The organism is Pseudoalteromonas sp. S408, from assembly GCF_005886645.1.
Classification (GTDB): Bacteria; Pseudomonadota; Gammaproteobacteria; order Enterobacterales; family Alteromonadaceae; genus Pseudoalteromonas.
On record NZ_PNDY01000004.1, the window covers coordinates 187,941 to 212,037 of the forward strand.

General features: G+C 39.9%; 18 protein-coding genes. 8 read left to right on the forward strand and 10 right to left on the reverse strand.

Annotated elements, in window-relative coordinates; translation table 11 throughout:
* Nucleotides 1–63: 63 nt before the first annotated feature.
* Nucleotides 64–579 carry a hypothetical protein gene (locus tag CWB62_RS04765; RefSeq protein ID WP_058405760.1) on the forward strand — a complete coding sequence of 172 codons (516 nt, stop codon included), beginning with the start codon at nucleotides 64–66 and terminating at the stop codon, nucleotides 577–579.
* On the forward strand, nucleotides 579–1,388 hold the full coding sequence (gene mutM, locus CWB62_RS04770) for a bifunctional DNA-formamidopyrimidine glycosylase/DNA-(apurinic or apyrimidinic site) lyase (RefSeq protein ID WP_058405761.1): 810 nt from the start codon (nucleotides 579–581) through the stop codon (nucleotides 1,386–1,388). The genes CWB62_RS04765 and mutM overlap by 1 nt, the downstream gene beginning before the upstream one ends.
* Nucleotides 1,389–1,469: 81 nt before the next feature.
* Here mutM and CWB62_RS04775 read toward each other — a convergent pair whose 3' ends face one another.
* The 7 genes from CWB62_RS04775 to lptD form a co-directional block, all read right to left on the reverse strand.
* Nucleotides 1,470–3,485, reverse strand: a complete 2,016-nt coding sequence (locus CWB62_RS04775) for a methyl-accepting chemotaxis protein (RefSeq protein ID WP_058405762.1) — start codon at nucleotides 3,483–3,485, stop codon at nucleotides 1,470–1,472.
* A 155-nt stretch (nucleotides 3,486–3,640) separates the two neighbouring features.
* The gene (locus CWB62_RS04780; protein ID WP_138529138.1) at nucleotides 3,641–4,441 is read right to left on the reverse strand and encodes a symmetrical bis(5'-nucleosyl)-tetraphosphatase; all 801 of its coding nucleotides are present in this window, start codon (nucleotides 4,439–4,441) and stop codon (nucleotides 3,641–3,643) included.
* 12 nt (nucleotides 4,442–4,453) lie between these two features.
* Nucleotides 4,454–4,843: a Co2+/Mg2+ efflux facilitator ApaG/CorD gene (apaG, locus tag CWB62_RS04785; protein WP_006793227.1), complete on the reverse strand. Its 390-nt coding sequence runs from the start codon at nucleotides 4,841–4,843 to the stop codon at nucleotides 4,454–4,456.
* A complete protein-coding gene (rsmA, locus tag CWB62_RS04790) occupies nucleotides 4,827–5,633 on the reverse strand; it encodes a 16S rRNA (adenine(1518)-N(6)/adenine(1519)-N(6))-dimethyltransferase RsmA (protein ID WP_058405764.1) in 807 nt (268 codons plus the stop codon). Before rsmA ends, apaG begins: the two co-directional genes overlap by 17 nt.
* Nucleotides 5,630–6,622 carry a 4-hydroxythreonine-4-phosphate dehydrogenase PdxA gene (pdxA, locus tag CWB62_RS04795; RefSeq protein WP_058405765.1) on the reverse strand — a complete coding sequence of 331 codons (993 nt, stop codon included), beginning with the start codon at nucleotides 6,620–6,622 and terminating at the stop codon, nucleotides 5,630–5,632. Before pdxA ends, rsmA begins: the two co-directional genes overlap by 4 nt.
* Nucleotides 6,623–6,624: 2 nt before the next feature.
* The gene (gene surA, locus CWB62_RS04800; RefSeq protein WP_058405766.1) at nucleotides 6,625–7,920 is read right to left on the reverse strand and encodes a peptidylprolyl isomerase SurA; all 1,296 of its coding nucleotides are present in this window, start codon (nucleotides 7,918–7,920) and stop codon (nucleotides 6,625–6,627) included.
* 39 nt (nucleotides 7,921–7,959) lie between these two features.
* Complete coding sequence (lptD, locus tag CWB62_RS04805) at nucleotides 7,960–10,206, reverse strand: LPS assembly protein LptD (RefSeq protein ID WP_138529135.1); 2,247 nt, start codon at nucleotides 10,204–10,206, stop codon at nucleotides 7,960–7,962.
* A gap of 112 nt (nucleotides 10,207–10,318) precedes the next feature.
* Between lptD and CWB62_RS04810 the strand changes: the two genes are divergently transcribed.
* From CWB62_RS04810 to djlA, 3 genes are read left to right on the forward strand one after another with little or no spacing between them, the layout of a single operon-like run.
* Entirely contained in the window at nucleotides 10,319–11,320 is a 1,002-nt protein-coding gene (locus tag CWB62_RS04810) for an aminoglycoside phosphotransferase family protein (RefSeq protein ID WP_058405768.1), read from the forward strand.
* Entirely contained in the window at nucleotides 11,317–11,982 is a 666-nt protein-coding gene (murU, locus tag CWB62_RS04815; RefSeq protein WP_138529133.1) for an N-acetylmuramate alpha-1-phosphate uridylyltransferase MurU, read from the forward strand. The genes CWB62_RS04810 and murU overlap by 4 nt, the downstream gene beginning before the upstream one ends.
* A 21-nt stretch (nucleotides 11,983–12,003) precedes the next feature.
* Nucleotides 12,004–12,861, forward strand: a complete 858-nt coding sequence (djlA, locus tag CWB62_RS04820) for a co-chaperone DjlA (RefSeq protein ID WP_058405770.1) — start codon at nucleotides 12,004–12,006, stop codon at nucleotides 12,859–12,861.
* Here the strand turns inward: djlA and CWB62_RS04825 are convergent.
* From CWB62_RS04825 to rapA, 3 genes are all read right to left on the reverse strand, one after another.
* Nucleotides 12,844–13,749, reverse strand: a complete 906-nt coding sequence (locus CWB62_RS04825; protein WP_138529131.1) for a DUF3530 family protein — start codon at nucleotides 13,747–13,749, stop codon at nucleotides 12,844–12,846. The two genes, djlA and CWB62_RS04825, sit on opposite strands and share 18 nt — an antisense overlap.
* A gap of 120 nt (nucleotides 13,750–13,869) precedes the next feature.
* Nucleotides 13,870–14,523: a bifunctional tRNA pseudouridine(32) synthase/23S rRNA pseudouridine(746) synthase RluA gene (rluA, locus tag CWB62_RS04830; RefSeq protein WP_058405772.1), complete on the reverse strand. Its 654-nt coding sequence runs from the start codon at nucleotides 14,521–14,523 to the stop codon at nucleotides 13,870–13,872.
* 200 nt (nucleotides 14,524–14,723) lie between these two features.
* Complete coding sequence (rapA, locus tag CWB62_RS04835) at nucleotides 14,724–17,618, reverse strand: RNA polymerase-associated protein RapA (protein WP_058405773.1); 2,895 nt, start codon at nucleotides 17,616–17,618, stop codon at nucleotides 14,724–14,726.
* 307 nt (nucleotides 17,619–17,925) lie between these two features.
* On the opposite strand from rapA, the gene CWB62_RS04840 reads away from it, so the two are divergent.
* From CWB62_RS04840 to CWB62_RS04850, 3 genes are all read left to right on the forward strand, one after another.
* Nucleotides 17,926–19,323 (forward strand): PhoH family protein, encoded by a 1,398-nt coding sequence (locus tag CWB62_RS04840; protein ID WP_138529130.1) that lies wholly within the window; start codon nucleotides 17,926–17,928, stop codon nucleotides 19,321–19,323.
* A gap of 65 nt (nucleotides 19,324–19,388) precedes the next feature.
* The gene (locus CWB62_RS04845; protein ID WP_138529128.1) at nucleotides 19,389–23,177 is read left to right on the forward strand and encodes a hybrid sensor histidine kinase/response regulator; all 3,789 of its coding nucleotides are present in this window, start codon (nucleotides 19,389–19,391) and stop codon (nucleotides 23,175–23,177) included.
* Nucleotides 23,167–24,066, forward strand: a complete 900-nt coding sequence (locus tag CWB62_RS04850; protein WP_058405811.1) for a diguanylate cyclase — start codon at nucleotides 23,167–23,169, stop codon at nucleotides 24,064–24,066. The genes CWB62_RS04845 and CWB62_RS04850 overlap by 11 nt, the downstream gene beginning before the upstream one ends.
* Nucleotides 24,067–24,097 lie beyond the last annotated feature (31 nt).

The window sequence follows — 24,097 nt, forward strand, 5'->3', positions numbered from 1 at the left end:
TATAGACAGTGCAATTAAGTTTTAGTTACACTTTAAAATATTGAATTTACTAGGTGTATAACTATGCGACTGGGCCGTAAAGGGTGGAACAACGTTATAATCTTCTCGATGTTGATTATGATTTTCTTTTTAAATGGCTGGCATAAGCAATTTTTAAGTGCTGAAAAAGAGCCTACATTGCAAGCTGTATTACCTGCACAAAGCTTTGTTTTAACACTCAGTTTTGTTGATCAAAAAATTGAGCGTATTGGTACTAGTTGGCGTACAACTGCGATAAAGAAAGACGCACCTGTTTTTTGGTCTGCATCTGAACTTCAATTACAAGAGCTTGTTAACCTTTGGCAAGGTATTCAGCTTTTGGTGGTTAATGAATCGGTGGTGTTTAACCCCAATGCGCCTTTGTTTGTTGCCACATTTGAACTAGCTGGAGAAAGTTTGCCTTGGGTATATTTACTTTACAAAGGAAATAAGCAGTATTACTTGCTAGAAAAAAGTACTCAGCGTGTATTTGCACTTGATATAAATGCGGCAAAGCAGCTGTTTCCTAGTTATGATTTTTCACTAAGTGAGCCTAATTAATGCCTGAATTACCAGAGGTAGAGGTGAGCCGTATGGGGATCACTCCCCATATAAAAAACCAAGTTGTCACTAAGGTTAATATTTATAATGCCAGTATGCGCTGGCCTGTACCTGATGATGTTTACCAGCTTGAAGGGTTAACGGTTACTAGTATTGAGCGCCGTGCAAAATATTTATTACTGCATTGTGAGCTTGGTAGCACTATTTTACATTTAGGTATGTCGGGCAACTTACGGGTTGTAGATAAAAGCGAGCCTTTAAAAAAGCACGACCATGTAGAATTTGTATTTGGTAATAATAAGGCACTGCGCTTAAACGATCCACGCCGCTTTGGCTGCTGCTTGTGGCAAGAGCCAGATCAAGTACATAAGTTGCTTTCAAAGCTTGGGCCTGAGCCACTTACGGATGATTTTTTTGCAAAGCGGGTGTACGAACAGTCGCGCAATAAAAAAGTACCGGTTAAACAGTTTATTATGGATAACGCTGTGGTTGTTGGTGTAGGAAATATTTACGCTAATGAGTCATTGTTTAAAGCAGGGATACATCCAAAACGCGAAGCTGGGAAGGTTTCTCTTAAACGCTATCAAGCACTTATTCCGATAATAAAAGACACGTTAGCGGCCGCTATTACCCAAGGTGGTACAACCCTTAAAGATTTTGCACAAAGTGATGGTAAGCCAGGCTATTTTGCACAAGAGTTATTAGTGTATGGGCGAAAAGGAAAGCCCTGTTTAACGTGTGATAATGAGTTAGAAGAAATAAGGCTGGGGCAGCGTAGTACCGTTTTTTGTTCACATTGCCAAAAGTAACTACCTTTACTTTTTTAATGCTACAAAGAAAACCCCGTTAACACAATGTGCTAACGGGGTTTTTAATATATTCAAAGCGTTTTATACTTTAAATTCGTCTACCGATAAACGCAGCTCTTCGGCTAGTTTTGCAACTTCAGAACTTGAGATGTTAGTTTGACTTGCGCCTTCAGCTGTTTGTTCTGCAATAGCAACAATAGACTCTAAACGTTCGCTAATTTCTTCAGCCACTTGTTGTTGTTCAAGTGCTGCTGTTGATATTTCTTCACTCACGTCATGGGCTTGTGATACCGCAAAGGTAATTGAATCAAGCGCGGTACTTGCTAGGTCAGTTTGCTCCACACACGATACCGCACGTTGCTTACCTTTAGTCATTGCTGTTACAGCCGCTTCTGCGCCAGTTTGTAGCGATTCAATCATTGATTGGATCTCTTGGGTCGATTCTTGCGTTTTACTTGCCAGTGAGCGTACTTCGTCTGCTACAACGGCAAAGCCTCGGCCGTATTCACCTGCACGGGCGGCTTCGATTGCGGCGTTAAGCGCGAGTAAGTTAGTTTGATCTGCAATACCACGAATAACATCAAGTATGCTGCCAATCGATGCGCTATCTTGATGAAGCTTATTAATAACTTGTGAAGCGTCATCGACTTCGCGCGCAAGTTGCTCGATAGTTGCTTTGTTATTGTTTGAAATACCTTTAACACGTTCAGCTTCTTTATCTGCGTTTTTAATTTCGCTTAATGCTTGCTGTGCACTATTACTTACTGTTTGCGATGTGCTGCTCATTTCAGTCGTTGCTGTTGCTGCTTGCTGCACTTGTGCCTGCTGATTGCTAATAGCTTGGCTTGATTCAGCAGTAATGGCTGAGGTTTCTTCTGATGCAGCTGCTAATTGAGTAGAACGAGAAATAATACCTTTAATTAAGCTGCGTAAGCTGTCTATTAAGGTATTACAGCTTTTTGATAGCTCGCCAAATTCGTCTTTAGCGCTGTCATCTAAGCGTTGAGTCATATCACCACTGGCTACAATATCTAAAATTCTGTTTACTTCGGCAAGTGGTTTTGTAATACGGCTTACGGTTATATATGCAATGGCGATGGCAAGTAAAGTTGCGATAACCATGCCAACCCACGTCCATAAATTTGCTGAGTCTACGTCATTACGAACGCCTTTTTGCAGCTCAAAAGCAACATTACTTGCTTGCGAAACTAACTCGTCAATTTGATTAAGCGCTATTTTTGTTGCGGCTTCTGAATCGGCTAGCTCTTTTTCAGTGAGCGCAATTGAATCAATTAAACGTTTTTTATTCGCGGCTAAACTGTTATTACCTTTTACGTTACTCTCAAGTGCTTCAACATGCTCTTTGAGGTCATTAAACAAGTCGCTATGGCTTTGCTCAATAGCCGGTTTAATTAGCGCAACAGTGCGTGTTACTTCTTCAAGGTAATAGGTTTGCTCGCTTTTAACGATATCTAATGTGGTTAACGTTTTTACTGTTAACATATCGGTACTGTTGGTAACCACCGACATAAAGTTATTTTCTAAATTATTTGCAGCTTGAAAAGCGCGAGGGTGGTCTTGTTCAAACCCCTCTATATCTATTATGTCTAAAACGACTGAGTTAGCGTCTTCAGCACTAAGCTCAATGGCTTCAATTTGTGCAGAGAGTGTTTTATTTAGCGCCAGTTGTTTATTTTTATCTTCGAGTAAGTTTTCGACAATACTTAAAAAGTTTTCATAGGTTTGCTCAACACTTTGGCTGCTTTTGCTTAGTTCAGGATCGTTTTTAACAACGCTCTGAAGCTGTGCATGGAGCTCGTTGAATGATTTTTTTTGTTCGAATACTCTTTTTTTAATGGGTTCAAGTTCACTTGCCGATGAAGTATAAAAACTTGCTTGTGCTGCTTTACTCATTAATATGAATTCAGCTTGTAGCTCTGAACTTTTGTTTAATGCAGGTAATGATAGCTGGTTCACCTGCTGAGTAGAACGGTCTATATTAGCTATTTTAATTAACGAATTGCCGCCAATAATTAAAAGTAATAGCGTGATAAATATAAAACCACCCCAAATACGTTGGCTCACTGTTAGATTCATATGGATTTCCACTCAAAGATACTTTAATTAAAACTTATCGGCTTTTATTCGGATAAGTTAAGTAATTAAAATCAATTACTTTAATTAATTTTAACTATTAGTTTATAAATCTAACAGATGTATTGGAATTTTTCAGGTTATTTAGGTAAAAAGAGTCACTTTTCTATAAATAGATTTTTTGTTTTAAGTTCCATTAACGTCATCCCGTTACCCCATACACAGCCAGTGTCTAAGGCATGAATATGGTTAACCCCTGTTTTACCCTCAAGAGATGCCCAGTGACCAAAAACAATATCATTCTTAAGTATGGCAATGTTAGGGTGCATAAACCAAGGTGTTAACGAATTACTATCTGCTATTGCGCCTTTTGCATTAAGGTCAAGCATATTATTGCGGGTTAGAAAACGCATTCGGGTAAAGTAATTGACTATGTATCTAAATTTTTCATAGTCATTAAGTGTTGTTGACCACGCTTTAGGATGAGGAGAGTACATATGCTCAAAAAAGTTTTTTGCATTCCCTGATTGATAACAACTTTGAGCAAACTGTGCGTGTTGCAATGCCTCTTCAATTGACCAATCAGGATTAAGTCCTGCGTGTGAAATAAAGCAATTATGTGTTTCTAAATATAAAGCGAGTGGTTGGGTTTGTAAAAAAGAGATGTAACGTTTAAGCAAGTTGCTTTTAAATATAGGGGCTAATTTATCTTTTGGGTTAGTCGGCTTATTTAAAAAGTGGCAAGCAATCATGTGTAAGTCATGATTACCCAGTGTGATGGTCATGCTATCTTGATGTTGATAGATGAAATCAATGCAAGCAAGTGAGTCTGGCCCACGGGCAACAATGTCACCAACTAAATATAGGTGATCTTTACTTGGGTTAAAATCAACCCGTTGTAATAAGGTGCTAAATTCTTTAAAGCACCCTTGTAAATCACCTATTGCATAATCGGCCATATAGCGTTTTTGCTAATGCAAAATATTAGGGCAAGCTAAACGAAACACATTGATAGGTGCTTCAAACTCTGCACCAAACTCGTTGCGTAGCGTGTAGTGGCCTTGCATTGTACCTACTGGAGTGTCTAGGATAGCACCACTGGTGTATTTGTAACTTTCACCTGGGCCAATTGTTGGGGTTTCGCCAACAACGCCTTCGCCTTCAACTTCAACTTCTTTGCCGTTTGCGTCTGTAATTAACCAATAACGGTGCAATAGCTTAGCACTGCATAAGCTATGATTTTTTATTGTTACAGAGTAAGCAAATACGTACTTTTCGATTTCAGGCTGCGATTGACCTTCAACATAAAATGTTTCTACAGACACCTTTACAGGTGACCCAATATTACTGCTCTTTGTCATAAATCCAGTTAGCTATATCGATAAATTGTTGTAGAGACAAGCTTTCAGCACGTAATGTAGCATCAATACCTATGCTTGCCATTTCATCGGCTGTTAGTAAGTTGCCAAGACTGTTTCGTAATGTTTTACGACGTTGATTAAACGCTTCTAAACAGACTGTGTTGAGTATTTTTACGCTTTTGGCTGTACGTTGCTCTGGCTTTTTAGGAATTAAGCGAATAACTGCAGAGTCAACCTTAGGGGCAGGCTTAAAGCACTCTGGTGGCACTTCAATTACAGGCATTGCATTACAGTAGTACTGAGTCATTACACTTAAACGACCAAACGTTTTACTACCAGGGCCTGCAACCATGCGTTTTACAACTTCCTTTTGAAGCATAAAGTGCATGTGCTCAATGTTATCGGCAAACTCAAAAAGATGAAATAACAATGGCGTAGAGATGTTATAAGGTAAGTTACCAAACACTTTTAACTTTTTGTCATCTTTAACTAAGCTTGCAAAGTCGTATTTCATTGCATCGCCTTGGTTTACTGTTAATTTTGGCCCTAAAAAAGGGTGTTCAATTAAGCGTTTTGCAAGGTCTTTATCTAGCTCTACAACCGTTAGGTGTCCGCTAAGTTCAGCTACAGGCTCGGTGATTGCACCTAGGCCTGGGCCTATTTCTACTAAATTATCTTCTGGTTTAGGATCGATTGCTGAAACTATTTTATCGATGATCATTTCATTGAATAAAAAGTTTTGTCCAAAACGTTTTCGGGCGCGGTGTCCTAAATGTACTTTATCGGTCATTGATTCTGTGCTTTTTCATGGGCGAGCTTGATTGCTTCGCGGATCGCTAATTCAAAACTTCCAACATCAGCGGTGCCTGTACCAGCTAAATCTAGCGCTGTACCGTGGTCAACTGAAGTGCGAATAAAAGGTAAACCCAACGTGATATTCACCGATTTACCAAATCCTTTGTATTTTAGCACAGGTAAACCCTGATCGTGATACATAGCAAGTACGGCATCGGCTTCAGAAAGGTATTTATCTTGAAATAATGTATCGGCAGGTAGTGGGCCAATTAAATTCATACCCTGGCTTCTTAAAATATCAAGGGTAGGGGTAATTGTATCTATTTCTTCACGACCTAAGTGACCATCTTCACCTGCGTGTGGGTTTAGCCCACAGACTAATATACGCGGCTTTTCAATACCAAACTTGGTACGTAAGTCGTGATCTAAAATAGTGGCAACCTTGGTCAGGCGGTCTTCGGTGATTGCACGAGAAACATAAGCCAGTGGAATATGTGTTGTCACAAGCGCAACACGAAGTCCTTCAGTGGCTAATAACATGACAACATCTGCTGTGTTTGACTGCTGTGCAAAATACTCAGTATGGCCACTGAACGAAATACCGGCTTTATTAATAATGCCTTTATGAACAGGGCCTGTAACTACAGCATCGAATGTGCCATCCATGTTTTTTTCGCTTGCGATACGCAAGGTGTCTAACACGTATTGGCCATTAGCATCGTTAAGTACGCCTAGCTCTACATCATCACCTAAATTGACTTGATGAATATACACACAGCCTTCAGGTGTTGCTTTAGCGGGAGCGTTTTCATCAAACTCAATTAGGTTGATAGGTAAACCTAACAGCTTTGCTCGTTCTTTTAATAGTTTGGCATCAGCAAGCACAACAAGTTGTGCGTCCCATGCTTGCTGAGCAAGCGTAATAAGCAAATCTGGACCAATACCGGCAGGTTCCCCTGGTGTAATTGCTACTCTTAAGGTCATATTTATTCGTCTGTAGGGAAAATTTCAACATGGGCTTGTTCGCGCATTTCTTGCTGCCAGTTGAAGCTTTCTTCTTTAAATTTACGGTTAAATAGCATGCCATGTGCGCGGTTACGTTTAGCTAACTCAGTTTTATCAGCAACACGTTTGTCGAGTAGTTGTACTATATGCCAACCAAACTGGGTTCTAAATGGCTCACTAATCTCGTCTTGCTTGAGCGATAGTAATGTATCTCTAAACGCAGGAACGTAGGTTGTTGGATCAGTCCAGTCGTATTCGCCGCCTTTAAGTGCAGAGCCTGGATCTTCTGAATATTCTTTCGCGAGTTCGCCAAAATCAGCGTTGCCTGCACGCAAGTCTTTAGCAAAACCAGCAAGCATGTTACGTGCTTTTTCTTCGCTTAAAATTATCGAAGGTTCAATAAGTATATGGCGCGAGCGAACCTCAGTTGTTTCTACCACTTGTAGGCCACGCACATCTTGGACTTTAATAATATGAAAACCAGCACCTGAGCGAAGCGGTCCTACAATAGCGTCTTTCTTTTTGCTCTTTACAGCTTCAGCGAAAAGAGAAGGCATTTCGTTTATACCCATCCAACCTAATTGGCCTCCTTCAAGTGCTTTTGAGCCGCTTGATGATGAGATTGCAATGCGTTTAAATTCTTGGCCATCGTTAAGTAATTCAATAACTTTATCAGCACGTGTTTTAGCCGCTGAAATTTCTTCTGCTGTTGCTTCGTTAGGAATATCAATCAGGATGTGGCCAATGTCATACTCTTCAGCACTTTGACCTTGGCTAGCCATAATTTTTAATAAATTATCGACTTCTTGCTCACTGATATAAATACGTCGATCAACATTTGCGCGAGTAACCTGTTGTGTTGTGATCTCTTTACGTATTTCTTCACGGTATGCTTGAAAGCTATCGCCTGATGCTTCAACTGTGCGTCGTAAATCGCTAATTGTGCCGCCTTGCTCTTTTGCTATGTTAGCGAGCGTTTGATCTAATTGGCTATCAGAAATTTGTAACCCCATGCGCTCTGCCATTTGCATCATTAGTGCTTGGCTAACTAAACGCTCCATAGCTTGCACACGTAAAGTTTCGTCTTTAGGTAATTGCTGACCTTGTTCTTTTGCTTGTTTTTTTACACGATCAACAATGGAGTTTACTTCGCTTTGTAAAATAACACCTTGGTTTACAACGCCAACAACTTTGTCTATTTCTACTGGTTCAGCAAATGCACCTTGGCACAGACTGATACTTAAAACGGTTGATACTAATAATTTTTTTAAAGTCATGTTCTATTTACTACTCTTGCTAATAGTATGTTTGTGATACTAGTTATTAAGAAAATACGGTCTACGATAGCCAAAAATACCTTGTTGTAATAGTTTTTGTGCATCATAGCGGCTTTTACTACCCAGTCCTTTTAGTACAAAATTAAAACTAATACCTGAATCAAAGGTGGCTTGTTCTGTACCTATTGACTGATTTAAATCAGTTTCGATCTGGCGGTGACCAGTAATCTGGAACGCCCAACAGCATGATTCATACTGTAATCCACTTAATATTTCGACGCTTCGGTTGTTTTCAAGGTCACGGTGGTAGCTTGCAATAAACTGCCATTCATCACTTATTGGAATACTTGTGAATACACCTGTTTGCTCGATTGTATTTCCTGAGACATCATTTGCATAGCGATGGTTCAATTGCACTAGCTGATTATTATCACCTTTGTAATCTAACGTGGCATTTGATTGGATCATCTGTTTGCTGTCAGTGTTGTATTGTATCCCCGCAGAGAAATACCAACGACGGTGCCAATGTAACATGGTTTGCGCTGCAAATAATGCATTGTAATTTGTATCTGAATTTAAATTTTGCTCGGTTGGCTTGGCATCATCAGATAAATAAAATATTTGTCCGGCACTAAAGTTAAAAATTTCTTCTTGTTTTTTATCAAATAAACGCGTTGTTGCACCCAGCGTAAACTGATTTGCAGCGGCTATTCGATCAACGCCAGAAAAACGCGTATCTCTAAATAAGCCGTAATAGTCGTCTTGTAATTTGGTTGTATCGTATAAACCAATATCAGACTGATCCTTGTTAGGTGTATATAAATACTGAATTTGTGGCTCTAACGTTTGAATACCATCTTCTACAAGGTAGGAAGTATCGCGCTCAAAATTAAGCTGAGAATATAAACGTACTTTTGGCAAAGTACGCGATACGCTTTGCTTAAACTGTGTGCCAGATAGGTCACCTTGTTGGTCGTAGTTTGTTTGTAATAAGCTAACTTCAGATAAAAATGACCATGCGTATTGATCGTAATCAAACCGCGCTTTTGGCTCAATATGAACTCGTGTTGCTTGATCTATGATTGCTGAGCTATTGGTAAAATGGCTCAACTCGCCAGACACGCTAAAATCAAAATGCTCAAATTTCCAAGGTGCTGTTTGTGTAAAGCTAATTTGTGGGATCGCTGTGTACGACTCTAAGTGGTCACCCAGCACCTCAAAGTTTTGTACTTTTATATCGGTCCGCCATGTGTCACCTAAATGGGTCAGTACGCCGGTACGATAAAGTTGAGTGTCAGTTTTACTCGCATAACTTGATTCTAAATCAGTAATGTAGTTATCGTCGCTTACATTGGTAACGTCTACACTTGCTCGCCAGTTTTCATTAAAGTAACTTTTTTGCTGCCAATGGAACATGTAGCGCTCATCAAGCGCTGGTTCTGAGTCATCTTTGTTTAGATATTCTATTCCTATTAGGCCTTCATGTTGCTCGGTTAAGTATCTAAACTCGGTTTGTAACTGTAAACCTTTGTTAGCCATATAACGAGGCGTGATAGTGGCATCTAAGTTAGGTGCAATATTCCAATAGTAAGGAGTAATGGTTTCTAAACCATACTTGTCTGAGCTTGAAATACTAGGCGTGAGTAATCCCGACTTACGGCGCTCGTCTAATGGAAAAGTAAAATAAGGTAAATATAAAACAGGGGTATCTAAAATTCGCAGTATGGCATTGTGAGTTTCGCCCCAGCCTTGTTCGCGAGATAAGTTAATCTCGTCGGCTTCAATTTCCCAAGCTGGCGTTTCTCCCGGACAAGCAGTAAAGCTTGCATTCATCAGTACTAAGCCAGAATCGTTTATAGTGAGCTTTTCAGCACCACCTTTGCCTTGTTGTTCTGTAAGCTTGTAATCAGCACCTAGTAAGCTTATTTCTGAATTATTTAAATCGGCATTTAAACCAGAGCTATTTACGTTACTTACAGCATCGCGATATACAATTGGGCCAGTGGCATTAAGTAAACCACGTTGCTTGTCTATCAATGCAGTTTGTGCGGACAAACTCATATTAACGGTGTTAATATCAACATTGCCGCTAAATTCGGCACTTTGAGTACCAAGGAGTTCTACATCATCAGCTTTAATGTCAACATTACCAAGCTTAATGCCAGGTAGCGGTTGCCAAGCTCTGGTTTGCATTGAAGTGCCACAAAGTTTGTGTGTCAGTTCAGTTTCGGCAAGCGATGGTGCGCTAACTACGCTTAGCATCAAAATGCCCCAGGTTTTGCTCATTTATTGACCCTAATGCTGTGTGTATAAATATAATTTACACATAATAAAGGAAAATAATGGCAAATACAGTAATTGACCTAATTAACTTAGTTAAAAATAGATATCTTATAAAATGACACGCTTTGATAATTTACAACAGTTCATAATGGCCCACTTTGGCAAACAGCCAGATACACTTGAGGCCATAACCGGAGATGCAAGCTTTAGGCGTTATTTTCGCTTAACAATTAATAATCAGCACTTTATTGTAATGGACTCCGATCCACTAAAGGTTAATAACGCACCGTACTTATCTTTGAATCAAGTTTTTACCGACCAAGGCTTTTTGTTACCGCATATTATTAAAAGTGATGAACAACAAGGGTTTTTTATTTTAACTGATTTAGGCAGCACACACTTAGCCGACATGCTTAATGATGCAAATAGAACCGGTTACTACACACAGTTAATAAGTTTATCAGCCAAGTGGGCAAAAACGCCTGAAGCCTCAGATATGTTGGCCTATGGTAAAGACTTTATAGCGCTTGAATTATCGATATTTAGCCAATGGTTAGTAAAAGATTTTATTGCTGAAAACGTTGATAAAAATCAACTTAAAATGTGGGAGTCGAGCTGCGATCTACTCACTAAAGCCATGCTTGAACAGCCCACAGTAACAGTGCATCGCGACTATCATAGCCGTAATATTATGCACAGCAATTCGCAGTGGGCGATAATAGATTACCAAGACACCGTGCGCGGGCCGCTTTGTTACGATTTAGTTTCGTTATTACGCGATTGCTATTTTAAGCTACCTGATGATGAGCTCGCTCAACTATTAGTATTTGGTTATAACGAATTTAAACGTCAAGGCTTAGTCGCTAACACGTCGTTTGAGCAATTTAAAGTTTGGTTTGACTTAACCGGTTTACAGCGTCATTTAAAAGCCGCTGGTATATTTTGCCGGCTGTATTTACGTGATGGTAAAACAGGTTATTTAGCTAATATTTTGCCCACCCTTGAGTATATTACAGAAATTGCTGCACGTTACCCTGAGCTCAATGCGCTCGGTGATTGGGTTAAAAATACAATAGCGCCAAAAGTGATTAAAAAATTAGAGCAGGTAAGCTTATGAAAGCCATGATTCTAGCTGCAGGACGTGGGCAGCGTATGATGCCGCTCACTCACGCTATGCCTAAGCCTATGCTTAAAGTGCAAAATAAACCATTAATAGAGCACCATGTTAATAATTTGAAGGCCGCAGGTATTACCGACATAGTGATAAATCTTGCATGGCAAGGTGATAAAATTAAAGCGTACTTCAAAGATGGTAGTCAATTTGGTGTAAGTATTGTGTATAGCCAAGAGGTTGAAGGCGGCCTTGAAACCGCAGGGGGAATTATTCAAGCACTTCCCTTATTAGGTGAATCGTTTATTGTGATTAATGGCGATGTATTTACCGATTACGATGTAAGCTCACTTATGCAATTGCATTTGCAGCCAGGAGAGGCGCATTTGGTGCTTATTGAAAATCCACCTCATAATCCTGATGGCGATTTTGCATTGAGTCATTTATCGCCTGAGAGTCCAAAGTATACGTTCTCGGGTATTAGCCGTTATCAGGCTGATTTTTTTAATGGTTTAGAGCCAGGCATTCTTCCACTTGGGCCGTTACTACGAGAAAAACTAAGCAAACACTTAGTGTCAACAGAGCTTTATATTGGTAATTGGGACGACATAGGCACACCAGCGCGTTTAACGGCATTAAATGAGCGCTTGGCGCAGGCCGACACATAATTAATAGGAGTAGCAGTTTACATGTGGGGAAAAATACTCGGATTTTGTTTTGGCTTTATGTTTGGCAAAATTTTTGGTGCTATTTTAGGTCTATATCTAGGGCATTTATTTGATAAAAGTTTAAAAAATAATTTTGATAAAGCAGGTGGCTTTTCAAGTTTATTTAATGGTGACGATGTTCATCAACGCCAAGCGTTATTTTTTTCCAGCTGCTTTGCAGTGATGGGCCATATTGCAAAGTCTAACGGCCGAGTAAGCGAAGTACATATAAAAGCCGCCAGCTTATTTATGGATGAAATGGGCTTAAAAGGCGAAGAGCGCCGCGAAGCTCAGCATGCGTTTCAGGCGGGTAAGCAAAGTGACTTTTCATTAAAAGAAACCGTTCATGATTTTAAAGAACGTTTTGCTAAGCGTCATGATTTACTGCAATTATTTTTAGAAATACAAATTCAAATGGCGTTTTCTGATGGCATTTTGGCTGAGCAAGAAAAGCAATTACTGAGTGAAGTAAGTAAACAGCTAGGCATTTCTAAAACTCATTTTGCGTTTGTGCTTAAACGCTATCAAGCTGAGTTTAATTTTAGAAAACAGCAACAGCGTTATCAACAGCAGCAAGGGCAAAGTAGCAGTTATAAAGAAGGTTCAGGCCATCATGTGCCACCTAATAACAACATGAATCGTACTCAAGCGCTTGGGCTTTTAGGGCTTAACGAAGGAGCAACAGAGCGAGAAGTAAAAGTAGCTTACCGTAAGTTAATGGCGCAACACCACCCAGATAAATTAGTATCGCAAGGTTTACCAAAGCATATGATGGAATTAGCCGTTAAAAAAAGCCAAGATATTCAAGCGGCCTATGAATATTTAAAAAAGGCGGCGTAAAAAGCCGTCTATTTCTTTTGTTAGCCGAGCATGTTGTTGCGGCTGATCACGAAGCCCAAATAATTGGCGCTGGCGGTAGTCGAATTTAGCGTTTCGGTTAACCCAGCGCTGGCGATTCTTTAGGTTAATTAAAATATCGCGATTGTCGCCGGCGTAATAAATATCTAAAAGGGCAGGCGTAACAAGAGACGTTGTTTGGTTTAGGCTTTTATTGCGTTTTGCATTGGGTAAATAGCTACTTAAACTAATAAACGCATCCACGCGTTCTTGCGGAAAATCTGCATAATATTCAGTCAATACCCCTGCACTGGTGCCTTGGGCAATAATAACAATATTGCTAGGCTCTTCCATCGCTGTTTGGTAAAGGGCTTTGTAGCGCGCCAGTAAATTTAATTTGTAGTTGTCGAGTACTTCATCACTGACGGCTTCAATAGCATCCACATGGTGAGGCGCTTCATTTTTACTTGAAACATTAGGCTGCTCTGATTCACTGTTGGCTTGACTCTCTGTTTCAGTGGCATTGCTTGGTGCTGTTTCTGCGGCCGTCTCTGCTATTTTACTCGCTTGCCAATCAATATCAGGGGTGGTCATCGCATAGGTGGTGTAGCCTAAATTGTTAAGCTCCTTGCGTAAGTAACTCATTCCTGAATTATTGGTAGGGGTTGATTGCCAGTCGGGGATCAGTAATACAGTCCCTCTAAAATCAGCACTCATGTATTCACTGTGCAAACTTAAAAACTCAGTTTCACCTGCCAATAAGGTTTTCACTTCATCGCTGGGTAGAAGGCGTTTAATATCGCTATTTTCAACACTCGAAAAAGAAGGCGGAGCAATATGTTCAGCGGCAGTTGCAGGCATTACTAAAATGGCCACGCAGCTATATGCCATGTAACACAAAGTCTTTTTAATTAATTGCAAAAACACCATAACACGCTCAGCTAGTGGTCATTAGTTAGGTATCGGCATGTTTAACTAAAAGTTTAACCCTTTGCTAAGTAATTGAGCCCGTTAAAACTCGGGTTCTGCTTCGAAGGTCATTATTTGCTCGGTGACTGGGTGTTTTAGTTGCAACATTTGTGCGTGAAGTTGTAAACGCGGAGCGGCTGCAAGCGCCTCTGTGTGGGCATAGAGTCTGTCACCTAGAATAGGATGGCCAAGGCTTAGCATATGTACACGTAATTGATGTGAACGACCAGTAATAGGAGTGAGCTCTACGCGAGTGGCGCTTTCTTCTCGTTCAAGTATTTTATAGTGAGTGAGCGATGGCTTACCATTTTCATGATCCACCATTTGCTTTGGGCGATTAGGCCAGTCGCAAATAAGTGGCAAGTCAACAGAACCATTGTCTTGTTCAAGTTGCCCAAATACGCGAGCAATATACCGCTTAGCAGTTTCACGTTCTTGAAACTGCATGCTTAAATGCCTATGGGCAGCTTTATTCATAGCAAGGCAAAGTATGCCGGAAGTTGCCATATCAAGGCGGTGAACAATTCGTGCGGTTGGAAACACGCGATTCACTCGGTTAATTAAGCTGTCGGCATGTTTAGGATCTTTACCAGGTACGGTCAATAATTCGCTGGGTTTATTAACAATGAGCAAGTCGTCGTCTTGAAAAAGTATGGTTAAATACGGGTTCATTGGGGGATTGTAATTAACTAACACGGCCGACCTTAATGATTTTGAAGGGCACTATTTTAGGGGAGCAAGGGCAAAGGCTCAAGGAAAACATTGATAGTCTGTACAAAGGCTTCTAATTTATATGCATTTTTTGAATATAAAAAAGCGCGGTATAAATACCGCGCTTTATTAAGCTGTCATTTTTACTAACGACTGACAGCTATAAACTTAAAGCTCAAAAACCCCTAGTGAGAAACAACTATTAAGCGAATTGCATCTAGTTGTAACTGCGCTTTTTCAATGTGCGTAGTCAACTCGCTGCGCTGCTTATCAAAGAAAGTAATTTCTTCTTGGCGAATATTCGGGTTAATTTGTTTAAGGGCTTCTAAACGAGATTGTTCTTCAATTAGCGTGCTTTGCATTTTAGCTAGCGACGCTGCACGAATAACATCGAGTTTTTCTTGTGCCATGTCTTTTGCAGTCGTGATCATTGGGTGAATTGCGCTTTGCAATGCACCTGCCAGTTTACTTGCTGTTTGACGACCGACGGCTGAAAGCTGTTGGTTAAACCCGTCAAATGCGACGTTTTCGCCTAAGTTATTGCTGGCTTTATCAAGTAATATACGAATAGGCGTAGGGGGTAAAAAGCGGCCCACTTGCAATACTTTAGGCGCCATTGCTTCGGCAACAAATATCAACTCAACAAAAAAAGTGCCCGCGGGAAGTTTTTTGTTTTTAAGTAAGGCTACCGATGCGCTACCAAAGTCATCGTCACAAATCATGTCCATTGTGCCTTGCACCATTGGGTGATCCCAACTGATAAAGTGTACATCTTCTTGTGAAAGTGCGGTGTCGCGGTCAAATGTAACTGTCATTCCATCATCTTTAAGCGATGGGAATGACGCGTTTAACATGTGTTCAGTAGGCTTTAAAATAATGGTGTTCTCGCCTTTATCCTCTTGGCTTACACCAAAAGTGTCGAACACGTTGATCATGTAACTTGGCAGTTCAAACTGGTTATCGAGTTTTTCTATGTCAGTAACCAGAGAGTCAGCAGCACCTTGGCCAGAAGAATGCAGCTCTAATAAACGATCTCGCCCGCTTTCCATTTTTTTACGTAGCACAGCATTTTGCTGAGCAACTTGTTCAAGCAGTGGATCTAGCTCGTCTTCATCACAGTTATGCGCTGAAATGTATTCAAGTAAATCGTCGCGAAACTCTTTATACAATAATTGCCCTGTAGTTGATGTTGTTTCAAACGCATCAAGGCCTTCGTTGTACCAACGCAGTAATACTTCTTGCGCTGTGTTTTCAAAGTACGGTACGTGAATATTCACATCTTGCGTTTGCCCAATGCGGTCCAAACGGCCAATACGTTGCTCAAGTAAATCAGGGTTTAGCGGTAAATCAAACAACACTAAATGATGCGAAAACTGGAAGTTACGACCTTCAGAGCCAATTTCTGAACACAATAGTATTTGTGCGTTGTCGTATTCGTCGGCAAAAAATGCTGCTGCGCGGTCACGCTCTATAATTGACATACCTTCGTGGAAAACCGAGGCTTTAATTGCTTCGCGTTCACGCAGTATTTGCTCAAGGCTAATGGCGGTTTCGGCTTTTGCACAAATAAGTAAAACTTTTTCATGTTTTAGTGTTTTAAGCGTGTCGATTAACCAATCTACACGTGGGTCAAATAATCCCCAGCTTGCGCTTTCGCCTTCAAACTCTTGAAATATTTTTTCAGGGAAAAGAGCGCGATGTGCACTTAGTTCTGCATTTTGAATACCGCTCATGCTACCAAGTACAGACATGGCCGTTTTGTACTGTTTTGGCAATGCCATAGGGTAAGCATGTAATTTGCGGCTTGGGTAGCCATCAATGCCACTGCGGCTGTTTCTGAATAATATACGGCCAGTACCGTGACGATCGAGCAACATATTAAGTATTTCTTTACGCGCTGGTAAATCGCCTTGCTGCGCTTTTTCAAGAATAACGGTAATGTCGGTTTCTTTTAATAGCTCAATAAGCGTTGCTTTTGCATTATCGTCAAGAGCTTGATCTTGTAATAACTGGTTTGCCGCTTGCGCTACGTCTTTGTAATTTGCTTCTTCTTCTTTAAATACGTCATAGTCGTAAAAGCGGTCTGGGTCGAGTAATTGTAAGCGCGCAAAGTGACTGCTATGGCCTAGCTGATCTGGTGTTGCAGTAAGTAAAATAAGGCCAGGGATATCTTGGCTAAGCTCAGCCATGCGTTGATATTCAGTGCTTGGTTTACCGTTATTAATGCTTAAGTGGTGTGCTTCATCAACAACTAATAGATCCCAATCAGCCAATGTGGCTTGTTCAAACCAGCGTTTTTTCTTGGTTAAAAACTCAAGGCTTGTAAGCACAAGCTGCTCTGTATCAAATACGTTTGGTGAATCGGCAAAGGCTTCGTCGCAACGCTCTTCATCAAAAATAGAAAAACGTAAGTTAAAGCGGCGTAGCATTTCGACTAACCATTGGTGCTGCAGGTTTTCAGGTACAACAATAAGTACGCGGCTTGCGCGGCCACTAATAATTTGCTGATGCAGTATCATGCCTGCTTCAATCGTTTTACCAAGGCCTACTTCATCAGATAAAAGTACGCGTGGTGCGAAACGTTTACCTACTTCTTGGGCAATATAAAGCTGGTGGGGTATAAGATTAGCACGCTGACCAATTAACCCTTTAATGGGCGATTGTTCACGTTCAAATTTATGTTGCCATGTTTGGTAACGCAGTGTGTAACGATCAAAACGATCTACTTGGCCGGCAAATAAACGGTCTTGTGGCTTATTAAACTTTATAAAATGATCTAAAAAAGTTTCTTTTAACTTTGCTTCTTCGCCATTATCAACACGGGTGCCCACGTAACAAAGTAGTTCACCCTGAATTTCAATAGACTCTACTTCTAATTCCCATTCTTCAACGCTTTTGATCACATCGCCTGGATTAAATGCCACACGGGTAACCGGTGCTTCTGCTGTAGAGTAAACACGGTTTTCGCCACTGGCTGGAAATAATATGCTGACCTGTCGGCCTTCAATGGCAACAACCGTACCTAATCCTAAATCTGACTCTGTATCACTGATCCAACGCTGACCTAAGGAAAAATTCATGTATGTCTCGTCTATGATGAAAAAGGCGGCTATGTTACCTGTAAGCTAACACCACTGCAAGGCGCTATTTAGCTCACTTTTAATTAATTTTATAAGTGTTAATTATAAAGAATAAAACCGCCATTTTTTAACCTATTAAAAAGGTAAATAAAAACTAAATTCAGGTTGTAATAAAACGGACTTTTATGGCAAATAGACTAAACTTTCAATATGCCTTGGCAATTAAGTATTGCAGGTTTTGATTTTTGCCCGTTTTACTTAGTTATTTTGGTATAGCATAAAAATCATAAAACGTAAGGAAAGTGCTATGGAAAAAGCTTCGAACCTTGAAAGTAAAATGTATGTGCTAGACACCAACGTACTCCTCCACGAGCCCCTCGCTTATTTGTCTTTTCAAGAACATAACGTGGTTATCCCAATGACTGTTTTAGAAGAGCTGGATCACATAAAGGATAGAAAACACGATGTAAGCCGCGATGCCCGCGTTGCAATTCGTGGTTTAGATGAGGTACTTAAAAACGCAACCCCTGAACAAATGCTACAAGGCGTTGCTTTGCCAAGTAATAAAAAGGCTAAATCGAGTTCTGCCGGTACGCTCATTATTGTTAATGACCATTTATTTGCAGACTCAATTTCGGGGTTGCCGGGCAATGAAAACGATCATCGGATTATTAATTGTGCGGTATATTTACAAAAGCAGCATAGCGACTCAAAAGTGATATTGGTTACCAAAGACATAAACATGCGTTTAAAAGCAAAAGGCGCAGGACTTAAATATGTAGAGGATTACCGAACTGATCAGCTTATTGATGATATTAGCTTGCTCACTAGCGGTTATAAAAAAATAGAAGGTGATTTTTGGGGACATGTAGGGCAGTGCAACACAGAGCAACATGGGCGAGATACGTTTCATCATGTGCCTAAAAATCTAATACCCGATGTATTTTGTAATGAGTATTTACTTGATGAGGGTAATCACTTTGCGGCTAGGGTAAAGTCGTTTGATGATGAACACATTACTATAAAAGATATTAGTGTTGAGCGGTTAATGCATCATCATGCATGGGGCGTTAAGCCCAAAAATATTTATCAAGGTATGGCGCTGGATGCATTACTTGATACTAGCATTGAATTGGTAATATTAACTGGACCTGCAGGGTGTGGAAAAACATTACTAGCGCTTGCTTGTGCGCTTGAATTGGTTATTGAAAAAGGTATTTACGATAAAGTTATTGTAACGCGTAACACGCCTGAAATTGCAGAATCTATTGGTTTTTTACCTGGCACGGAAGAGGAAAAAATGGCGCCGTGGCTTGCCGCTATTACCGACACGCTTGAGGTACTGCATAAAGGCGACGAGAACCCAATATCTAGCCGAAATTACATTATGGAAAAGGCCAATGTACAGTTTAAGTCGGTTAATTTTATGCGTGGCCGCAGTATTCAAAATGCGGTTGTTATTTTAGATGAAAGCCAAAATTTAACAGCGTCTCAACTTAAAACAATTATTACTCGGTGCGGTGAAGGAACTAAGCTCATTTGTACTGGTAATTTGGCACAAATAGACAGTAATTACTTAACCCCAGTCACATCAGGTTTAACCTATATTGTGGAGCGTTTTAAAAACTTTGAAGGCAGCGCAACTATAAACCTCAATGGTGTTGTACGAAGTCGATTAGCTTCATTTGCGGAAGAGAATTTATAACTTGCGCTTAACTATTTGGCTCGATAGTCTAATGATTGATTTTCGGGCCAAATAGCAGATTTCACGTGAATTTTTTACCTCTCAAACATTACTACCGCTCTTTAATTATTGCCCTGTTGGTGCCTTTAATCGTTGCATTTTTACTGTGTTTACATATTTATAATATTAAGCTTGAGCGCACCGTTGAAAAACGTGAAGCCGATTTTTTAAATGTATCGGCTCAGATAAACCATGGTATGCAGTCAATTAACGATTTAATGGCTAGCATGCTGGATTTATACGCGCAGCCCACTTTTAGCAAACCAAGCAGCAAGCTACTTGAAGGCATTAATCAATACGATGGGTATTATTATCGGCACTTTACCGTCCAAGGAACAGAAATTGTAGGAAAAGGAGACTTTGACCTTTCACCAGACTCGCTTTTAAAGTGGCAACAGCTTGTGAAACTAGGGTCATCATTTAATACTACGTTAGCACTTATGCAATCACTTACTGCGGTTGCCTATGTTGATGAAAGTGGTGCTGCATTTGTATCAAGACGAAATAAAAGCAAAAGCCTGTTACTAACAGAGATTCTTGAAGGGCGTTTTAGGCCCGATTTTAAAAACAATCTACTCTCTTCTAGCCCTATAGTTAACATAGATGGTAAGGCTTATTATTCAATTGGACGCCAGCGAGAATTAGGCTCAAATGACTACATTATTGTTATTTATGATGTGGAAGTTATGTCTGCGTGGTTAAAAAAAATAACACCAAGCCAAGGTGAATATATATTTATTAATCGTTTTGATGAGGTTATTGCCAGTACACAAAGCCCTGTAGCTCAGGGATTAACATTAAACGAACATTGGCCTGAAGTGTCAACCACAGGTGAAAAGTTAACAGTATTAACCAGCAGTACCAATTTCTTTATGCAGCCCAAAGCTAACTTGCCTATTCATGCTGCATTTTATGAGCCTAAATCAAACTTAGTAAATACAATTAGGTATGAAGTTTTACTTGAATTTGTATTTTTAACACTGTTTTTAAGTTTAATGTTTAGTGTGTTTTTTTGGTTAAGCCAGCGTATATTTTTGAAACCTATGACGCATTTAATGCACTACCTAGAGCAAAGCGATACCGACGCTACAGTGCAATCTAATTATCAAATCCCCATTAATTGGCAACCCTGGTTTACTAAAATTAAGCACGTATTTGCTAAAAATCAACAGCTGGTGGAGTCATTGCAGGAAGTAAACCGAGAGTTAGACGAAAAGCTTAAACTTCAATCAGAAAAACTAACGCGAAGTTATCAAGCTAAAGAGCGGCACTTAGCATTACTTAATACAATGTTAAATAGTGTTCCTGATTTTATATATTTTAAAAATATTGATGGATCATTTTTAGGATGTAACAAGGCGTTTGAAGCCTATATTGGGCGCGGTCAAAGTGCGTTAGTGGGAAGGCGTATACAAGATATAACCACAGAGCATGAACAAATAAGTGTTTTAGAAAAGCAAGTGTTACAAAATAGAAGTAATGTTCAGCAGCGTGTTGATAATGAGGATAAGTCCTATCAATTAACGATTGCGCCTTTTTATAATGAACATCAGCACTTACTTGGCACAATGGGAATTGGTAGAGACATAACTGAGCAGCAGCAAACGTTACACGCGCTTAAAGCTTCTGAGTCTAAATTTAGAAGCGCTATTGAATTTGCAGCTAATAGTGTTGTGCTGTTATCACTAGATCAAACAATTTTGCAAGTTAACAAAGCAGCACGAAAACTGTTTATTGAACACAATGTATTGGTAGGAGAACAGCTTAAGTCGCTGTTTGACGACAGTCAGTGGCTGGAAATTAAAACAACGTTAGCGCAATTGCTTGATGATAAGAAAGAGGTCTACCATTTAACACTAGCACGAGGAAAGCTGACGAGTTGGTTACAACTTAGCGTATCGCTTGTGTGGGATGAAAAGCGTGAACCTTCATATTACGTTATCCACTTACAAGACGTGAGTGCACTAACTAAAGCGAAGCATAATGCTGAGCGTGCAACCCTTGCCAAAAGTCGCTTTATAGCGAATTTAAGTCATGAGATTCGTACCCCATTGAATGCTGTTTTAGGTTTGCTCGATATGCTAATAGAGCAGGGGCTGACAAACAGACAATTACAGCAAACAGATCAAGCCAAGCAAGCAGCAGAAAGCTTATTGCTTATGCTTAACCGTATGCTTGATTTTGCCAGAGTAGAAAGTGCGCAAGCTGAGTTAAAACTCAGCCCATTTAGTGTGGTTGAATTAGTTGATATATGCGATAGCTTAACCGGACCTTTGTGTGAGCAAAAAGGTGTAGAGTTTATTATTGACGTTGACCCTTTAATTTCCCCTAATTTAGTGTGTGACAACATCAGGTTGCAACAAGTATTGGGTAATTTATTAACGAATGCTGTTAAATTTACTCATAAAGGCTCAATAACTTTAAAAATGGAGCTAATCGATGGCAACAACCAAGAGCAAGAAATTTGCTTTAGCGTAATAGATACAGGTAGCGGAATAGGTAAAGACGATCAACTGCGTTTATTTGATGCATTTACACAAGGCGATGAATCATCAACCAGAATTCACCAAGGGGTAGGGCTTGGGCTCGCTATTGTTAAGCATGCGGTTTCTCTTATGGGGGGAGAAATAGCCCTAAACAGTGAAAAAGGCCTTGGTTGTGAGTTTTACTTCAGTATTAGTTTACAGGTAGATGATACAAAAAATCAGCTATTGCCTGTTGATGCTTTGGCTATTATATCCCAGCGAAGCCGAGCTTTAAAACGCGCGGTAGACGCCTATTCAGAATTAACCAGTATTGACTTGGATGAAGCGTTGAATTACCCAATTAAACTCTCGGGGTGTACACAGCTCATTGTTGATGAGGCGGATTTACCTGAGCTATTAAATGTCAAAGCAATACATGACTCACTTACTTCACAAGCAGTATCGGTGATTATTATTAATCATCAGCTGACCTTTAGTTCATCTATGAGTGAAGGCTTATTAGCGCAGCATGTTAAAGCATCTGGACTAGGGCAGCGATTATTTGATTTGAGCAGTAGTGCTGCATTAAAGCACATAGCCAGTGATGTAAATATAGATGCGGCTAAACCAAACAAAGAAGTATCGGGTTTATTGGTCTTGGCAATTGACGATAATCAACTAAACCTAGAAATTATAAGAAGTGTTCTAAAAAAGGCTAATGTAAATGTTGTAACTTCAACTAATGCCTCTGACGGTATGGAGCTACTGCAGATTTTGAAACCTGATCTTATATTAATGGATGTACAAATGCCGCATATAGATGGTTGCCAAGCTACGGCATTGATTCGTCAACAGTTTGACGATAAGCAGTTACCTATATTTGCACTAACAGCACATTGTGAACCTGCTGATGTAGCGCGTTCGCTAAAATGCGGTATGAATAAACATTTAACTAAGCCTGTTGTAGCAAAGGTACTGCTTGATGCGATTGCTGATACACAACTTCCAGCTAAAACAATGTTTTTTGATAGAGCGTTTGCCTTAGCTCAGTTTAGTGCTGATGAGGCCTTACTGAACAATATGGTGGATAAATTTGCCAACCTTTGCGAAGCTCAATTACAACAAATTGACGAATGTACCGCTAAAGGTGACTTGGTACGTTTAGTGCATAGTATCAAAGGAGTATCAGGTAATTTGGGCTTTAAACGGTTATCGTCTTGTGCACTGCAATGCGAGCAAAACCTCAAAGCAACGAATGATCCTGAAGATGAAATATTAAAAGAGCTTATTATGCAGTTGAAACAAGTTATTGTATTTATTAGAGGTCTGGAGGCAGTTGATGTCAAATAAAGCCAAAGTGCTTGTAGTTGACGACGATCCTCTTAACAGGCTAGTGCTTGAGAAAACGTTAGGTGAAGAGCATGAGGTGTTGTTAGCTAAAAGTGCAGAGGAGGCGCTTGCTTTTGTAAGAACGACACATGTAGATTTGATTTTACTTGATATTGTAATGCCCGTTATGAACGGCTTTGAACTTATTGTTAAGTTAAAAGAAAACCCTATTACCCAGGCTATTCCAGTTATTTTTATTTCTGCTAACCAAGAGCATGCTGATGAATCAAAAGGGTTAGAGCTCGGCGCGATGGACTATATTACTAAGCCATTCAGTGCTTCTATAGTAAGAGTGCGAGTACGAAATCAATTATTGATAAAACAAAAAAATGATTTACTTGAAATGTTAGCGTCCATTGATGGATTAACTGAAATACCCAATCGACGCTACCTTGATGAAAATTTGTCTCGAGAATGGCGAAGAAGCAAACGAGGTGGCTCGGGGCTATCTGTACTTTTAATAGATATAGATTATTTTAAGCGATACAACGATACATACGGCCACAGAGCCGGTGATGAATGTTTAAAAAAGGTTGCTCAATCTCTTTTATCACAATGTAAACGTGGTAGTGACTTTATTGCCCGCTACGGTGGAGAAGAGTTTGCTGCTATTTTACCTGATGTATCGAAAAAGGACGCAATTGCGTTTGCAAATAAACTCAAAAACGCAGTAAACGAACTAAATATAGAGCACAAAACATCTTTAAATGCACAGTGCATAACTATCAGTATTGGTGTTGCAACCATGGAAGGTGGCCGCTCAACCTCAGAGCATTCATTATTAGAAGAGGCTGATTTAGGGTTGTATGAAGCAAAAGAGGCAGGCCGTAATAGAGTGGTCGCTCACTAATATTAAAAAAGCGCCAGTAACGTACTGGCGC

What these genes read in the sequence shown, in the direction of transcription:
- CWB62_RS04765 (WP_058405760.1), top strand. Translation starts at nt 64, where the DNA reads ATGCGACTGGGCCGTAAAGGGTGGAACAACGTTATAATCTTCTCGATG.
- mutM (WP_058405761.1), top strand. Translation starts at nt 579, where the DNA reads ATGCCTGAATTACCAGAGGTAGAGGTGAGCCGTATGGGGATCACTCCC.
- CWB62_RS04775 (WP_058405762.1), bottom strand. Translation starts at nt 3,485, where the DNA reads ATGAATCTAACAGTGAGCCAACGTATTTGGGGTGGTTTTATATTTATC.
- CWB62_RS04780 (WP_138529138.1), bottom strand. Translation starts at nt 4,441, where the DNA reads ATGGCCGATTATGCAATAGGTGATTTACAAGGGTGCTTTAAAGAATTT.
- apaG (WP_006793227.1), bottom strand. Translation starts at nt 4,843, where the DNA reads ATGACAAAGAGCAGTAATATTGGGTCACCTGTAAAGGTGTCTGTAGAA.
- rsmA (WP_058405764.1), bottom strand. Translation starts at nt 5,633, where the DNA reads ATGACCGATAAAGTACATTTAGGACACCGCGCCCGAAAACGTTTTGGA.
- pdxA (WP_058405765.1), bottom strand. Translation starts at nt 6,622, where the DNA reads ATGACCTTAAGAGTAGCAATTACACCAGGGGAACCTGCCGGTATTGGT.
- surA (WP_058405766.1), bottom strand. Translation starts at nt 7,920, where the DNA reads ATGACTTTAAAAAAATTATTAGTATCAACCGTTTTAAGTATCAGTCTG.
- lptD (WP_138529135.1), bottom strand. Translation starts at nt 10,206, where the DNA reads ATGAGCAAAACCTGGGGCATTTTGATGCTAAGCGTAGTTAGCGCACCA.
- CWB62_RS04810 (WP_058405768.1), top strand. Translation starts at nt 10,319, where the DNA reads ATGACACGCTTTGATAATTTACAACAGTTCATAATGGCCCACTTTGGC.
- murU (WP_138529133.1), top strand. Translation starts at nt 11,317, where the DNA reads ATGAAAGCCATGATTCTAGCTGCAGGACGTGGGCAGCGTATGATGCCG.
- djlA (WP_058405770.1), top strand. Translation starts at nt 12,004, where the DNA reads ATGTGGGGAAAAATACTCGGATTTTGTTTTGGCTTTATGTTTGGCAAA.
- CWB62_RS04825 (WP_138529131.1), bottom strand. Translation starts at nt 13,749, where the DNA reads ATGGCATATAGCTGCGTGGCCATTTTAGTAATGCCTGCAACTGCCGCT.
- rapA (WP_058405773.1), bottom strand. Translation starts at nt 17,618, where the DNA reads ATGAATTTTTCCTTAGGTCAGCGTTGGATCAGTGATACAGAGTCAGAT.
- CWB62_RS04840 (WP_138529130.1), top strand. Translation starts at nt 17,926, where the DNA reads ATGGAAAAAGCTTCGAACCTTGAAAGTAAAATGTATGTGCTAGACACC.
- CWB62_RS04850 (WP_058405811.1), top strand. Translation starts at nt 23,167, where the DNA reads ATGTCAAATAAAGCCAAAGTGCTTGTAGTTGACGACGATCCTCTTAAC.